Annotated in this window: 13 protein-coding genes; 6 read left to right on the top strand and 7 right to left on the bottom strand. The window is 60.5% G+C overall.

The window, feature by feature from the left end:
- Positions 1 to 392: 392 nt before the first annotated feature.
- On the bottom strand, positions 393 to 1,079 hold the full coding sequence (msrA, locus tag SFA35_RS00695) for a peptide-methionine (S)-S-oxide reductase MsrA (RefSeq protein WP_414058448.1): 687 nt from the start codon (positions 1,077 to 1,079) through the stop codon (positions 393 to 395).
- 50 nt (positions 1,080 to 1,129) lie between these two features.
- Positions 1,130 to 1,390 (bottom strand): pentapeptide MXKDX repeat protein, encoded by a 261-nt coding sequence (locus tag SFA35_RS00690; protein ID WP_320574127.1) that lies wholly within the window; start codon positions 1,388 to 1,390, stop codon positions 1,130 to 1,132.
- 166 nt (positions 1,391 to 1,556) lie between these two features.
- On the opposite strand from SFA35_RS00690, the gene SFA35_RS00685 reads away from it, so the two are divergent.
- On the top strand, positions 1,557 to 2,279 hold the full coding sequence (locus SFA35_RS00685; protein WP_320574124.1) for a response regulator transcription factor: 723 nt from the start codon (positions 1,557 to 1,559) through the stop codon (positions 2,277 to 2,279).
- Positions 2,276 to 3,733 (top strand): HAMP domain-containing sensor histidine kinase, encoded by a 1,458-nt coding sequence (locus SFA35_RS00680; RefSeq protein ID WP_320574123.1) that lies wholly within the window; start codon positions 2,276 to 2,278, stop codon positions 3,731 to 3,733. Before SFA35_RS00685 ends, SFA35_RS00680 begins: the two co-directional genes overlap by 4 nt.
- Before the next feature lie 28 nt (positions 3,734 to 3,761).
- On the opposite strand, the gene mnmE is transcribed toward SFA35_RS00680, so the two are convergent.
- From mnmE to rpmH, 5 genes are all read right to left on the bottom strand, one after another.
- Positions 3,762 to 5,132 (bottom strand): tRNA uridine-5-carboxymethylaminomethyl(34) synthesis GTPase MnmE, encoded by a 1,371-nt coding sequence (gene mnmE, locus SFA35_RS00675; RefSeq protein ID WP_320574121.1) that lies wholly within the window; start codon positions 5,130 to 5,132, stop codon positions 3,762 to 3,764.
- Between the two features lie 93 nt (positions 5,133 to 5,225).
- Positions 5,226 to 6,911 (bottom strand): membrane protein insertase YidC, encoded by a 1,686-nt coding sequence (gene yidC, locus SFA35_RS00670; protein WP_320574119.1) that lies wholly within the window; start codon positions 6,909 to 6,911, stop codon positions 5,226 to 5,228.
- 2 nt (positions 6,912 to 6,913) lie between these two features.
- A complete protein-coding gene (gene yidD / locus SFA35_RS00665) occupies positions 6,914 to 7,159 on the bottom strand; it encodes a membrane protein insertion efficiency factor YidD (protein WP_320574116.1) in 246 nt (81 codons plus the stop codon).
- Positions 7,152 to 7,553, bottom strand: a complete 402-nt coding sequence (rnpA, locus tag SFA35_RS00660) for a ribonuclease P protein component (RefSeq protein WP_320574115.1) — start codon at positions 7,551 to 7,553, stop codon at positions 7,152 to 7,154. Before rnpA ends, yidD begins: the two co-directional genes overlap by 8 nt.
- 16 nt (positions 7,554 to 7,569) lie before the next feature.
- Positions 7,570 to 7,704: a 50S ribosomal protein L34 gene (gene rpmH, locus SFA35_RS00655; protein ID WP_043192020.1), complete on the bottom strand. Its 135-nt coding sequence runs from the start codon at positions 7,702 to 7,704 to the stop codon at positions 7,570 to 7,572.
- A gap of 634 nt (positions 7,705 to 8,338) precedes the next feature.
- Here rpmH and dnaA point away from each other — a divergent pair.
- Genes dnaA through gyrB form a run of 4 tightly spaced genes read left to right on the top strand, consistent with a single transcriptional unit; the run spans position 8,339 to position 14,551 of the window.
- A complete protein-coding gene (gene dnaA, locus SFA35_RS00650) occupies positions 8,339 to 9,865 on the top strand; it encodes a chromosomal replication initiator protein DnaA (RefSeq protein ID WP_320574098.1) in 1,527 nt (508 codons plus the stop codon).
- A 38-nt stretch (positions 9,866 to 9,903) separates the two neighbouring features.
- A complete protein-coding gene (gene dnaN, locus SFA35_RS00645) occupies positions 9,904 to 11,007 on the top strand; it encodes a DNA polymerase III subunit beta (protein WP_320574092.1) in 1,104 nt (367 codons plus the stop codon).
- An 18-nt stretch (positions 11,008 to 11,025) separates the two neighbouring features.
- Positions 11,026 to 12,129, top strand: a complete 1,104-nt coding sequence (gene recF / locus SFA35_RS00640) for a DNA replication/repair protein RecF (RefSeq protein WP_320574090.1) — start codon at positions 11,026 to 11,028, stop codon at positions 12,127 to 12,129.
- 4 nt (positions 12,130 to 12,133) lie between these two features.
- Positions 12,134 to 14,551 (top strand): DNA topoisomerase (ATP-hydrolyzing) subunit B, encoded by a 2,418-nt coding sequence (gene gyrB / locus SFA35_RS00635; protein WP_320574088.1) that lies wholly within the window; start codon positions 12,134 to 12,136, stop codon positions 14,549 to 14,551.
- The last annotated feature ends 144 nt before the right edge of the window (positions 14,552 to 14,695 follow it).

The following is a 14,695-nucleotide window of genomic DNA, read 5'->3' as shown; positions in this document are numbered from 1 at the left end:
ACAAGTATAGGGACTTGTGCCCCCTGAAAGAAACCGTCTGCACAAAAAATAGCCAGCCGGGTAGACGGGTGCACCTGTTCGAGCCTGTACGCCGGAAAACGGCCTGGGGATAAAGAAATAAAAAAGAGAGAAATTTATTAAAGCTTTGTTTTTATGTTTATATCTATACACGCCCATTTCTGTGGATAGATCGCTACAGGCCACGTTTTACGTGATGTACAGAGGAATTAAACGTTGTGCTCATGTGGGTCGGAGCGCTTGGGATAACCGCATTGAGCCTGTGGATGAAACCATCTGTTATGCACAGACGGGTTTATCGCCAGCTTACAAGCCCGGTTATCAACCGAGCTGAAGGTGGTTTATCCACAGGGCTTAATCCACAGGCTGGATGCTCATTGAGTGACCAGTACCGGCTCGGCCTTATAGCGATCGGCGAAAACCTTGGCCAGATTCGCCACTTTCGGCTGATCATTGATGGCGATGTAGGGGCTTTCCGGGTGCAGGGTCAGGTAATTCTGGTGATAACCCTCGGCCGGATAGAACGTCTTGTGGTCTTCGATGGTGGTCGCCAGCTTCGCAGACCACACCCCGGCGCCATCGAGTTGGGCGATGTAGGCCTGGGCCACCTTGTGTTGCTCAGGGGTCTGCGCGAAGACCGTGGAGCGGTACTGTGTGCCGCTGTCAGGGCCCTGGCGGTTGAGCTCGGTCGGGTCATGGACCACCGAGAAGTAGATCTGCAACAGCTGGCCGTAGCTGACCTGGGTAGGGTCGAACGTCACCTGCACCGATTCGGCATGGCCGGTATCGCCGTCGCTGACCTGTTCGTAATGGGCAGTCTGCGCCTGGCCACCGGTGTACCCCGACACCGCCTGGGTCACCCCTTTCACGTGCTGATACACACCCTGCACGCCCCAGAAGCAGCCGCCGGCGAATACTGCCGTTTCACTGTGGCTGCCAGTGGCGGTTTCATCCACAGCGGGCGCCGGTATGACGAATACTTCGCCGGCGGCCTGTGCACAACCGGTCGTCATGGCCAGCGCCAAGGCGAGCAGCGGGCCGGTCAGTCTGTTCTGGAACATGGTCTACCTCGCGATCAATGGGTGCAGGCGGGTTGCCCCCGGTACGGTCGTCACTTGGACGTGTCGCCCTTTTGCATGCTGTCGTTCGACATCGAATCCTTCTTCATGGCGCCGCTGCTCATCGAGTCCTTGCTCATGCTGCCAGTGTCCTTTTTCATCATGCTGTCCTTGCTCATTGCGTCCTTGGACATCGTGCCCTGCTTCATGCTGCCATTGCTCATGCCGTCGTTGCCGGTGCTGTCGGCGGCCCAGACACTGCCGACGCCGCAGGCCAGGGCCATGGACAGAACTGCTGTGGATAGCGCTTTCATGAGGTATCTCCTTGAGTGTATTAGGGACCGCCAAAGCGGCGGGTGACGGTCATTATTCGAGCCGCCCAGTCGCCAAGTCCTCACGCAGAGTTAAATTAAATGTGATAACTCCCACCCCGCGGATTAGCGACAATGGCGGACAACGATCAGCCCCGGGATACCCTTGATGGATCGGCTCAAACGCGTACTTATCGTCGAAGATGACGCCCACATCGCTGAACTGCTGCGCCTGCACCTGCGCGATGAAGGCTATGCGGTCGAGCATGCCGCCGATGGCAACGAAGGCGTGCGCCTGCTCGAGCAGGGTCATTGGGACGCGCTGGTGCTGGACCTGATGCTGCCCGGCGTCGATGGCCTGGAGATCTGCAAGCGGGCCCGGGCCATGGCCCAGTACACGCCGATCATCATCACCAGTGCCCGCTCCAGCGAGGTGCACCGTATTCTTGGGCTGGAACTGGGAGCCGACGATTACCTGGCCAAGCCCTTCTCGATGCTGGAACTGGTGGCTCGGGTACGGGCGCTGTTGCGGCGTACCGATGCGCTGGCGCGCAGTGCCCGGATGGACGCCGGGCATTTGGCGATCAACGGCCTGGCCATCGATCCGCTGGCGCGCGAGGCCAGCCTGCTGGGCAAGCCGCTGGGGCTGACCCCGCGCGAATTCGACCTGCTGTATTTCTTCGCACGCCACCCCGATCAGGTGTTCTCGCGCATGGACCTGCTCAACGAGGTCTGGGGTTATCAACACGACGGCTATGAACACACGGTCAATACCCATATCAACCGCCTGCGCACCAAGATCGAAGACGACCCGGCCGCGCCGCGGCGCATCCTGACGGTGTGGGGCCGGGGCTACAAATTCACCGCCATGGCCGCGGAGGCAGACGCTTGAAACCATTTACCCTTAGCCAGCGCCTGTCGGCGGTGTTCGCGGTGCTGCTCCTGGCCTGCAGTGGCGTTTCGGTGTGGCTGCAGGTCGACGCCAGCAACCGCCACGACCAGGTCACGGTGCAGGCTTTGTCGGCCGGCCTGGCCGGGCACATCGCCAATACCTCGCAGTTGATGGACAGCGCCGGCTGGCGCCCGGACGCCGTGCATGCCTTGTTCAACCAGTTGATGGCCGTCAACCCGGCGGTGGAGGTCTATTTGCTGTCCAGGGATGGCCAGGTCGTGGGCAACGCCGCGCCCGAAGGGCGAATCAAGCGCCAGCAGGTCGACCTCGCGCCCATCCGCCGCCTGCTCGAGGGCGGATCGCTACCGATACTCGGCGACGATCCGCGCAGCCTGTCCGGGCAAAAGGTCTTCAGCGCGGCGCCGGTGCAGGTCAACGGTCACGACGGCGGCTTCGTCTACGTCATCCTCCAGGGGCAGGACCGTGACGCGCTGGCGGCCCACCTCTCCAGCCACTCCCTGTTGCAGCCGACGCTATGGGCCATGGGGCTGATGGCGGCGTTCAGCCTGGTCATGGGCCTGATTGCCTTTCGCCTGATTACCCGGCCCCTGCGCGGCTTGACCGCAGAAGTGCGCGCTCTGGGCGCCGATGGCCAGCCGGTGAGCGCGGCGGTTCACGAACGCCAGCGTGGGGACGAAATCGCCACCCTGCGCAGCGCCTTCGCGCAGATGCGCCTGCGCATCGCCGAGCAGTGGGCCGAGTTGACCCGCCAGGACCAGCAGCGTCGCGACATGCTGGCCAACATCTCCCATGACCTGCGCACGCCATTGACCTCGTTGCATGGCTATCTGGAAACCCTGCGCCTCAAGGACCAGTTACTCACAGGCGAGGAGCGCCGGCATTACCTGGACGTAGCCCTCGGGCAGAGCCGCAAGGTCGGCCGCCTGGCCCAGGAATTGTTCGAACTGGCGCGCTTGGAATCGGGGCTGGTGCAACCCGAGTCCGAAGATTTTTCCTTGGCGGACCTGATTCAGGACGTATTGCAAAAATTCGAGCTGGCCAGTGAATCGCGTCAGCAGAGGCTGCTTGTGGATATCTCTGAAGGCTTGCCAGCCGTGCGCGGTGATCTGGGCATGATCGAGCGGGTGTTGACCAATCTGCTCGACAATGCCATCCGGCATAATCCTGCGGGGACAGACATTGGCCTGCAATTGCGCCGTACCGGCGACAAGGTGAGCGTGCGGGTCAGCGATAACGGCGCGGGCATTCCCCAGCAACTGCGCGAGGGTCTGTTCACCCGCCTTACCGCCCTGCGCCGGGTTTCATCCACAGACAGCGGCGGGCTGGGGTTGGTGATTGTGCAGCGGATGCTGCAGTTGCACGGCAGCGAGATTTGCCTGGTGGATGTGGATAAACCTGGCACTGCATTCGAATTTTTACTGGACTGTGCATAACTTCGCTGCCGGAGCGGCGAATTCCTAGTCACTTCCCGATACAAAAACTCGAGAAAATCCGTCCCAGTAGATCATCAGAGCTGAACGCCCCGGTGATTTCCCCCAGTGCCTGCTGCGCCATGCGCAAATCCTCGGCGAGCAGCTCGCCTGCCCCGGCCAATGTCAGCTGATCGCGGCCATGCTGAAGATATGCACAGGCTCGCTCAAGCGCATCAAGATGCCGACGTCGGGCGCTGAAACTGCTTTCTGCGGTCTGTTGATAACCCATGCACTCCTTCAGATGCTCGCGCAGCAGCTCCAGGCCATCGCCCGCTGCCTTGGCGCTGAGGCTGATGGTCACATGGCCGTCGCTGCTCTGCAGCAGGCTGACGGGTTCCCCCGTGAGGTCGGCCTTGTTGCGAATCAGCGTGACTTTGCCCGGCGCCGGGCGTTGCTCGAGAAACTCTGGCCACAAGGCGAAGGGGTCAGCAGCCTCGGGGGCGCTGGCATCGACCACCAGCAGCACCCGATCGGCTTCTTCGATGGCTTTCAAGGCGCGTTCGACGCCGATTTTCTCCACCTGATCCTCGGTATCACGCAAGCCTGCAGTGTCGACCACGTGCAACGGCATGCCGTCGATGTGGATATGTTCACGCAGGACGTCCCGTGTAGTCCCGGCGACATCAGTGACGATCGCCGCTTCGCGCCCGGCCAGCAGGTTGAGCAGGCTGGATTTGCCTGCGTTGGGCCGGCCGGCAATGACCACCGTCATGCCATCGCGCAGCAAGGCGCCCTGCCCGGCTTCGCGCTGCACTGTGGATAAGTCTGCGCGGACCTGGTCAAGCATGCTCAACACCTTGCCGTCGGCCAGGAAGTCGATTTCTTCCTCGGGGAAGTCGATAGCGGCCTCAACGTAGATGCGCAGGCCGATCAACTGCTCGGTCAAGTTATGCACACGGTGGGAAAACGCCCCCTGCAGGGAGCGCAGGGCATTGCGCGCCGCCTGTGCAGAACTGGCTTCGATCAGGTCGGCGATGGCTTCGGCCTGGGCCAGGTCGAGCTTGTCGTTGAGAAAGGCCCGTTCGCTGAATTCCCCGGGGCGCGCCAGTCGGCAGCCCAGCTCGACGCAACGCTGCAGCAGCATGTCGAGCACCACCGGCCCACCATGCCCCTGCAATTCGAGGACATCTTCGCCGGTAAAGGAATGCGGCCCGGGGAAGTACAGCGCCAATCCCTCATCGAGGACACTGCCATCCGCCGCTTTCATCGCGCCGTAGTGGGCATGCCGCGGCTTCAACTCACGACCGGCGATCGCTATGGCTGCCTGGCTGGCCAACGGCCCGGACAGGCGAACGATACCGACGCCGCCACGTCCCTGGGCGGTGGCGATTGCAGCGATGGTGTCGCGAACGGGGGTCATGGCAAGTCCTCGGCTGGGATTGGGCAGTATGAAACATCAGCAAGCAAAACGCCCCACGAGGGGGCGTCTTGTTCACAGGCTTGGCGGTGCGGATCAGGCGGCGGCTTTGTTCGCGTTGGCCTTTTCGATGCTGCGAGTGATGTACCACTGCTGCAGGATCGACAAGGTGTTGTTGGTCACCCAGTACATCACCAGACCTGCAGGGAACCACAGGAAGAAGAAGGTGAACACGATCGGCATCAGCTTCATCACCTTGGCCTGCATCGGATCCGGCGGAGTCGGGTTCAGACGCTGCTGGATGAACATGGTCGCGCCCATGATGATCGGCAGGATGAAGAACGGGTCCTTGATCGACAGGTCGGTGATCCACAGCAGCCACGGTGCCTGGCGCATTTCCACGCTTTCCAGCAGCACCCAGTACAGCGACAGGAAGACCGGCATCTGCACCACGATCGGCAGGCAGCCACCCAGCGGGTTGATCTTCTCCTTCTTGTACAGCTCCATCATCGCCTGCGACATTTTCTGCCGGTCATCGCCGTGTTGTTCCTTGAGGATCGCCAGTTTTGGCGCCACGGCACGCATACGCGCCATCGACTTGTAGCTGGCAGCCGACAATGGGAAGAATAGCAACTTGATCAGGATGGTCAGGCAGATGATCGAGAAGCCCCAGTTACCGAGGATCGCGTGAATGTGCTTGAGCAGCCAGAAGATCGGTTGGGCGATGAACCAGAGAATGCCGTAGTCGACGGTCAACTCCAGACCCGGCGACAAAGCCTTGAGCTTGTCCTGGATCTTCGGCCCGGCGTACAGGGTGCTGCTGGTTTCGACCTTGGCACCTGGCGCGGCGGTCAGTGTCGGGCCGGTGTAGCCGATGATGTAGTCACCATGGCTGTCCTTGCGGGTCGACACAGTGTTGCTGTCGGTGCTCGCCGGGATCCACGCGGTCACGAAGTAGTGCTGCAGCCAGGCAACCCAGCCACCTTGCACGGTGTCCTTGACGTTGCCCTTGTCCATATCCTTCATGGACACTTTCTTGTACGGCTCGGAACTGGTCCACATCGCCGCACCCAGGTAGGTGGCGGTGCTGGTGGCGGTGCTGGCCGATGGATCGGCACTGGCATCACGCTTGAGCTGGGCGAACAGGTTGCCCGACCACGGCTGGGCGCTCTGGTTGTCGATCAGGTAGGAAACGACCAGGTCGTACTCGCCACGCTTGAAGCTGAAACGCTTGATGTAGTTGACGCCGGCATCGCTGAACTTCAGGTCGACGACCAATTGGTCCTGACCATCGCTGAGCTGGTAGTTCTTCTGCGCGGAGCTGAACAGAGGGCGGCCGGTGCTGCGCGAATCCGGGCCATTGCTGCCGATCAGGCCGCTTTGCGCCACATAAGTGCGCTCGCCACCGTTGTCGAACAGCTGGAATGGCACATCCGGATGATCCTGGCGGCGCGGGTATTCGGGCAGCGTCAGCTGCACGATGTCACCACCGACAGGGTCGATAGCCAGGTCGATCACGTCGGTCTTGACCCGGATCAGGTCCTTGCTGACGGCGGCCGGTGCTGGCACGGCGGCGGCATTGGGCTCGGCATTGACGCTGGGAATGTCGGCGTTGGCCGGCGTGGCGGAGTTGCTGCCCGGGACGTCCGCGGAGGACGAGGAATTGCTGGCCACATTCTGAGTCGGCAAGGCTGCCTGACCGTAGTCCTGGTTCCATTTCAGGACCATGACGTAGGCCACGATTGCCAGGGCGACGATCAGGATCGTGCGTTTAATATCCATGATTACTCGGCTATCGAAGAAATACTGGGTGATGGGGCTGTCGGAACCGGATCGTAGCCACCGGCATTCCATGGATGGCAACGACCGATGCGACGCAGGGTCAGCCAGCCGCCGCGCAGAATGCCATGATGTTCGATGGCTTCCAACGCGTAGCAGGAGCAGGACGGGTAAAAACGACAGCGATCGGCCATCAGTGGGCTGATGGCGTAGCGATAGAACTGGATCGGAACGATGACCAGCTTACGCATCTTGGCGGTCTACCCCTTCAGGTACGGCATTGGCCGTCGGAACGGGCCGACTGCGTGCGAGGCGTTTCCAGAGTTTGCCAAAATGCTGGTGCAACTCCGGATTTTCAACGTCGCCCAAACCCTTGCGCGCGACAATGACGATATCCCAACCCACCAGAATGTCCTGGTGAAGCCGAAACGAGTCACGCATCAGGCGTTTCAGACGATTGCGCTGAACGGCAAGCTTTACGCTTTTTTTCCCGATGACCAGCCCGAGACGGGGATGATCGAGACCGTTTTCGCGCGCAAGGAGCAGCAGGTTTTTCCCTGGAACCTTGCCGGATGGGGAGTCAAAGACTGCTTTGAAGTGCCGGGCGGTCAGTAGACGCTTTTCCCGACTGAAGTCCTGACTCACCCCCTGTGCCGAATGATCAAACTGCCAGACGCTTACGGCCCTTGGCGCGACGACGCGACAGGACGGTACGGCCGTTCTTGGTGGCCATGCGAGCACGGAAACCGTGGGTGCGAGCGCGCTTGATGGTGCTGGGTTGGAAAGTACGTTTCATGGCGTGTTACCTGGTTCGTCCACAACGGGCCGGAATGGCCCCCGTTTTAAGAGACCGGCGATTCTAGTGAATGCAAAGCCGCAGGTCAATTTCCAGCCACCTATTACTTTGACGCGGGTTGACCGTCCGTCTGTTTAACCCTGCTGACAGACGTGTCCATTTTTTGTCTTGGAGTACCGCTGACGCCAGGGCTCAACATAAAATTAAGGAAGATCCTTTTTTAAAGCTTTTTTGTAGAGCTTATAGATCTTAAGCGACGACCTTTCTGTGGATAAGCTGCTCAACCCCTTATTCCACGTGATGTACAGAGGATCGGTAGCTTGTCCAGAAGCCGTGCTGCGGCTGTGTGGAGCCCTCGGAAAACCTGTGTATGGAATGGGTAGTTATCAACAGGCTAGTTATGCACAGGCTTTGACCCCCAGTTGTGCAGAAGTCTCACGGCGGTTTATCCACAGGGCTTATCCCCAGCCTGGGAAGTGCCGAGAAAACCAAAAACGGCGCTTTTTCCACCTCTGGCGGGCGCTCTTCATGTGGATAAGTAGGGCAAGCGCCGTTACAATGGGCGCTGTTTTTGCCCTCCGGTCTTCAACGTCCCGGCTTTCAATATCCCGGCTTCCAATATCAGGGGAACTCCGTGTCAGTGGAACTTTGGCAGCAGTGCGTGGAACTCCTGCGCGATGAACTGCCTGCCCAGCAATTCAACACCTGGATCCGTCCGCTACAGGTCGAAGCCGAAGGCGACGAGTTGCGTGTCTATGCACCTAACCGGTTCGTCCTGGATTGGGTCAACGAGAAATACCTGAGCCGGTTGCTGGAACTGCTGGGCGAGCACGGCGGCGGCCTGGCCCCGGCGCTGTCCTTGTTGATTGGCAGCCGGCGCAGCTCCGCGCCTCGTGCTGCGCCCAATGCGCCGTTGGCTGCAGCGGCGGCAGCCTCGCAATTGCAGGTGGCCGCGCCAGCCCCGGCACCTGTGGCCGAGCCGGCCATCAACCCGAGCAGCGCCACCGCCACGCCCAGCCAGGCCCCGGCGCAGGATGAGCCGTCGCGCGACAGCTTCGATTCCATGGCCGGGGCCAGCTCGCAGCCAGCCCCTGTGCGGGCTGAGCAGCGCAACGTGCAGGTCGAAGGTGCGCTCAAGCACACCAGCTATCTCAACCGCACCTTTACCTTCGAGAACTTCGTCGAGGGCAAGTCCAACCAGCTGGCACGCGCTGCGGCCTGGCAGGTCGCCGACAACCCCAAGCACGGCTACAACCCGCTGTTCCTGTATGGCGGCGTCGGTCTGGGTAAAACCCACTTGATGCACGCTGTGGGTAACCATCTATTAAAGAAGAATCCGAACGCCAAGGTGGTGTACCTGCATTCCGAGCGCTTCGTGGCCGATATGGTCAAGGCGCTGCAGTTGAACGCCATCAACGAGTTCAAGCGTTTCTACCGCTCGGTGGATGCGTTGCTGATCGACGACATCCAGTTCTTCGCCCGCAAAGAGCGTTCCCAGGAGGAGTTTTTCCACACCTTCAACGCGCTACTCGAAGGCGGCCAGCAGGTCATCCTCACCAGTGACCGCTACCCCAAGGAAATCGAAGGGCTCGAGGAGCGCCTCAAGTCTCGCTTCGGCTGGGGCTTGACGGTGGCCGTGGAGCCGCCGGAACTGGAAACCCGGGTCGCCATCTTGATGAAAAAGGCCGACCAGGCGAAAGTCGAGCTGCCCCACGACGCGGCATTTTTCATCGCCCAGCGCATTCGTTCCAACGTGCGTGAACTGGAAGGCGCGCTGAAGCGAGTCATCGCCCACTCGCACTTCATGGGTCGCGATATCACCATCGAGCTGATTCGCGAGTCGCTCAAGGATCTGCTGGCCCTGCAGGACAAGTTGGTGAGTGTGGATAACATCCAGCGCACCGTGGCCGAGTACTACAAAATCAAGATCTCCGATCTGCTGTCCAAGCGCCGTTCGCGCTCGGTCGCTCGTCCGCGGCAGGTTGCCATGGCGTTGTCCAAGGAGCTCACTAACCACAGCTTGCCGGAAATCGGCGATGTGTTCGGTGGCCGCGACCATACGACTGTTTTGCACGCCTGCCGAAAGATCAATGAATTGAAAGAATCCGATGCGGATATCCGCGAGGACTACAAGAACCTGCTGCGTACGTTGACCACCTGATGATGTCGATGCAGCTTATCAAGGCAAGGGACTAGACCATGCATTTCACCATTCAACGCGAAGCCCTGTTGAAACCACTGCAGCTGGTCGCCGGCGTCGTCGAGCGCCGCCAGACCCTGCCGGTGTTGTCCAACGTCCTGCTGGTGGTTGAAGGCCAGCAACTTTCCCTCACCGGCACCGACCTGGAAGTCGAGCTGGTAGGCCGCGTTCAACTGGAAGACGCCGCCGAGCCCGGTGAAATTACGGTGCCTGCGCGCAAGCTGATGGACATCTGCAAGAGCCTGCCCAATGACGCGCTGATCGACATCAAGGTCGATGACGCCAAGCTGGTGGTCAAGGCCGGTCGCAGTCGCTTTACCTTGTCGACCCTGCCCGCCAATGATTTCCCCACCGTCGAAGAAGGTCCGGGGTCGCTGACCTGCAGCCTGGCGCAAAGCAAGCTGCGTCGCCTGATCGAGCGTACCAGCTTTGCCATGGCACAGCAGGACGTGCGCTACTACCTCAACGGCATGCTGCTGGAAGTTTCGGCCGGGATCATGCGCGCTGTGGCCACTGACGGTCATCGCCTGGCCATGTGCTCGATGCAGGCCGACATTGGTCAGCCGGATCGCCACCAGGTCATCGTGCCACGCAAGGGTATTCTCGAACTTGCTCGTTTGCTCACCGAGCCGGATGGCCTGGTCAGCATTGTCCTGGGTCAGCACCACATCCGTGCCACCACCGGCGAATTCACCTTCACCTCCAAGCTCGTCGACGGCAAGTTCCCCGACTACGAGCGCGTGCTGCCCAAGGGCGGTGACAAGTTGGTGCTTGGTGATCGCCAGGCGCTGCGCGAGGCATTCAGCCGTACCGCGATCCTGTCCAACGAGAAGTACCGTGGTATCCGCCTGCAATTGGCCGCTGGCCAGCTGAAGATTCAGGCGAACAACCCGGAGCAGGAAGAAGCCGAAGAAGAGATTGGCGTCGAGTACAACGGCGGCGATCTCGAGATCGGCTTCAACGTCAGCTATCTGCTCGACGTGCTGGGTGTGATGACCACCGAGCAGGTGCGCCTGATTCTATCCGATTCCAACAGCAGCGCCCTGGTCCAGGAGTCGGATAACGACGATTCGGCCTACGTCGTCATGCCGATGCGTCTGTAACCGACCAGCAGAGTCTCGATGTCCCTCAGTCGTGTTGCCGTCACCGCGGTGCGTAACCTGCACCCGGTGACCTTCTCACCTTCTCCCCGTATCAACATCCTCTACGGCGCCAACGGCAGCGGTAAAACCAGTGTGCTGGAGGCCGTGCACCTGCTCGGCCTCGCGCGCTCGTTTCGCAGCGCCCGGCTGTTGCCGGTGATCCAGTACGAGCAGCCGGCGTGCACCGTGTTCGGCCAAGTGGAACTGGCCGAAGGCGGTCACAGCAGCCTGGGCGTTTCCCGGGACCGGCAAAGCGAGTTCACCATCCGCATTGACGGGCAAAACGCTCGCAGTGCGGCTCAGCTGGCTGAAATACTGCCGTTGCAGTTGATCAACCCAGACAGTTTCCGCTTGCTCGAAGGGGCGCCCAAGGTACGCAGGCAGTTCCTTGACTGGGGCGTGTTCCACGTGGAACCTCGCTTCATGGCCACCTGGCAGCGCCTGCAGAAGGCCCTCAAGCAGCGGAACTCATGGCTGCGGCATGGTACACTGGACGTCGCTTCACAAGCGGCATGGGATCGGGAACTCACCCTGGCCAGTGCAGAGATCGATGAGTTTCGTCGCGCGTACATCAAGGCGTTGAAGCCGGTGTTCGAGCAGACGCTCAGCGAGTTGGTGCAGTTGGAGGGTTTGACCCTCAGCTATTACCGAGGTTGGGACAAGGACCGCGAGCTTTCTGAAGTGCTCGCGTCGTCGTTGCTCCGAGATCAGCAGATGGGCCACACGCAAGCCGGCCCCCAGCGTGCCGATTTGCGCCTGCGCATGGGCGCCAACAACGCCGCTGACATCCTCTCTCGCGGCCAGCAGAAGCTGGTGGTCTGTGCCCTGAGAATTGCCCAGGGCCATCTGGTCAGCCAGGCAAAGCGTGGCCAGTGTATCTACCTGGTCGACGACCTACCGTCCGAGCTGGACGAACAGCATCGCCGATCTCTTTGCCGTTTATTGGAAGAATTACGCTGCCAGGTATTCATCACCTGTGTAGATCATGAATTGTTGCGGGAATGCTGGCAGACGGAAACGCCGGTCGCCTTGTTCCACGTGGAACAAGGGCGTATTACCCAGACCCACGACCATCGGGAGTGAAGGCATGAGCGAAAATCAAACGTACGATTCTTCCAGCATCAAGGTGCTGAAAGGGCTGGATGCCGTACGCAAACGTCCCGGTATGTACATTGGCGACACCGACGATGGTAGCGGCTTGCACCACATGGTGTTCGAGGTAGTCGACAACTCCATCGACGAAGCCTTGGCCGGTCATTGCGACGACATCACCATCGTTATCCACCCGGATGAATCCATCACCGTTCGGGACAACGGCCGTGGTATTCCGGTCGACGTGCACAAGGAAGAAGGCGTTTCCGCAGCCGAGGTCATCATGACCGTGCTGCACGCTGGCGGTAAGTTCGACGACAACTCCTACAAGGTTTCTGGCGGCCTGCACGGCGTGGGTGTCTCGGTGGTCAACGCGCTCTCCGAGTCGCTGGTGCTGACCGTTCGCCGCAGCGGCAAACTGTGGGAACAGACCTACGTGCACGGCGTGCCCCAGGCACCCATGGCCATCATCGGCGAAAGCGACCATACCGGTACGCAGATCCACTTCAAGCCATCGGCCGACACCTTCAAGAACATCCACTTCAGCTGGGACATCCTGGCCAAGCGGATTCGTGAACTGTCGTTCCTTAACTCCGGCGTCGGCATCCTGCTCAAGGACGAACGCTCGGGCAAGGAAGAGCTGTTCAAATACGAAGGCGGCCTGCGCGCATTCGTCGAATACCTGAACACCAACAAGACGCCGGTGAACGAAGTGTTCCACTTCAACGTCCAGCGCGACGATGGCGTGGGTGTGGAAATCGCCCTGCAGTGGAACGACAGCTTCAACGAAAACCTGCTGTGCTTCACCAACAATATTCCACAGCGCGATGGTGGTACGCACCTGGTGGGCTTCCGCTCGGCTCTGACGCGTAACCTCAACACCTACATCGAGCAGGAAGGTCTGGCCAAGAAACACAAGGTCGCGACCACTGGTGACGACGCCCGCGAAGGCCTCACCGCGATTATTTCGGTGAAGGTGCCTGATCCTAAGTTCAGCTCGCAGACCAAGGACAAGCTGGTGTCCTCGGAAGTGAAAACCGCCGTGGAACAGGAGATGGGCAAATATTTCTCCGACTTCCTGCTGGAAAACCCAAACGAAGCCAAGGCCGTTGTCGGCAAGATGATCGACGCCGCCCGTGCCCGCGAAGCCGCGCGCAAGGCACGCGAGATGACTCGCCGCAAAGGCGCACTGGACATCGCCGGCCTGCCGGGCAAACTGGCCGACTGCCAGGAAAAGGACCCTGCCCTCTCCGAACTGTACCTGGTGGAAGGTGACTCCGCCGGCGGTTCGGCCAAGCAAGGTCGCAACCGCCGCACGCAGGCGATCCTGCCGCTCAAGGGCAAGATCCTCAACGTCGAGAAGGCGCGCTTCGACAAGATGATTTCCTCCCAGGAAGTCGGCACGCTGATCACCGCGCTGGGTTGCGGCATCGGTCGTGAGGAATACAACATCGACAAGCTGCGCTACCACAACATCATCATCATGACCGATGCTGACGTCGACGGTTCGCACATCCGTACCTTGCTGCTGACCTTCTTCTTCCGCCAGCTGCCTGAGCTGATCGAGCGCGGCTACATCTACATCGCCCAGCCGCCGCTGTACAAGGTCAAGAAAGGCAAGCAGGAGCAGTACATCAAGGACGACGAGGCCATGGAAGAATACATGACTCAGTCGGCCCTCGAAGATGCCAGCCTGCACCTCAACGAGTCGGCCCCGGGCATCTCCGGTGAGGCGCTCGAGCGCTTGGTGAATGACTTCCGCATGGTCATGAAAACCCTCAAGCGCCTGTCGCGCCTGTACCCGCAGGAGCTCACCGAGCACTTCGTGTACCTGCCGGCCGTGTCCCTCGAGCAGCTGTCGGACCACGCCGTGATGCAGGGCTGGCTGGAGAAGTTCGACGCTCGCCTGCGCAACACCGAGAAGTCCGGCCTGGTGTACAAGGCCAGCCTGCGTGAAGACCGCGAGCGCAATGTGTGGCTGCCAGAAGTGGAAATCACCTCCCACGGCCTGGCGAGCTACGTGACCTTCAACCGCGACTTCTTCGGCAGCAATGACTACAAGACCGTGACTGCCCTGGGCGCGCAACTGACCAGCCTGCTCGACGAAGGCGCCTACATCAAGCGTGGCGAGCGCAAGAAGGCCGTGGTCGAGTTCAAGGAAGCGCTGGACTGGCTGATGGCTGAAAGCACCAAGCGCCACACCATTCAGCGCTACAAGGGGCTGGGCGAAATGAACCCCGACCAGCTGTGGGAAACCACTATGGACCCGGCCGTGCGGCGCATGCTCAAGGTGACCATCGAGGACGCCATCGGCGCCGACCAGATCTTCAACACCTTGATGGGTGATGCAGTCGAACCGCGTCGCGAGTTCATCGAAAGCAATGCGTTGGCGGTGTCGAACCTCGACTTCTGACGGTCGAACGGTCCGCGTTGCCAGCAGAAACCCCAGCCTACCGCTGGGGTTTCTGCTTTATGCAATCCAAGTCTGCAAAAACGCACACCCCACAAGTAAAAACACCCCTCCTCCTCGCGCCAATTGGCACTACCATGTCTGCAG

Source organism: Pseudomonas sp. HR96 (genome assembly GCF_034059295.1).
Lineage (GTDB): Bacteria > Pseudomonadota > Gammaproteobacteria > Pseudomonadales > Pseudomonadaceae > Aquipseudomonas.
Note: the sequence above shows the minus strand (reverse complement) of the source record. Positions and strands in the feature narration are given on the sequence as shown.

Bases quoted from the DNA above. Each gene is read 5' to 3' on its own strand.
- msrA (WP_414058448.1), bottom strand. From the start codon at position 1,079: ATGTTCCAGAACAGACTGACCGGCCCGCTGCTCGCCTTGGCGCTGGCC.
- SFA35_RS00690 (WP_320574127.1), bottom strand. From the start codon at position 1,390: ATGAAAGCGCTATCCACAGCAGTTCTGTCCATGGCCCTGGCCTGCGGC.
- SFA35_RS00685 (WP_320574124.1), top strand. From the start codon at position 1,557: ATGGATCGGCTCAAACGCGTACTTATCGTCGAAGATGACGCCCACATC.
- mnmE (WP_320574121.1), bottom strand. From the start codon at position 5,132: ATGACCCCCGTTCGCGACACCATCGCTGCAATCGCCACCGCCCAGGGA.
- yidC (WP_320574119.1), bottom strand. From the start codon at position 6,911: ATGGATATTAAACGCACGATCCTGATCGTCGCCCTGGCAATCGTGGCC.
- yidD (WP_320574116.1), bottom strand. From the start codon at position 7,159: ATGCGTAAGCTGGTCATCGTTCCGATCCAGTTCTATCGCTACGCCATC.
- rpmH (WP_043192020.1), bottom strand. From the start codon at position 7,704: ATGAAACGTACTTTCCAACCCAGCACCATCAAGCGCGCTCGCACCCAC.
- dnaN (WP_320574092.1), top strand. From the start codon at position 9,904: ATGCATTTCACCATTCAACGCGAAGCCCTGTTGAAACCACTGCAGCTG.
- recF (WP_320574090.1), top strand. From the start codon at position 11,026: ATGTCCCTCAGTCGTGTTGCCGTCACCGCGGTGCGTAACCTGCACCCG.
- gyrB (WP_320574088.1), top strand. From the start codon at position 12,134: ATGAGCGAAAATCAAACGTACGATTCTTCCAGCATCAAGGTGCTGAAA.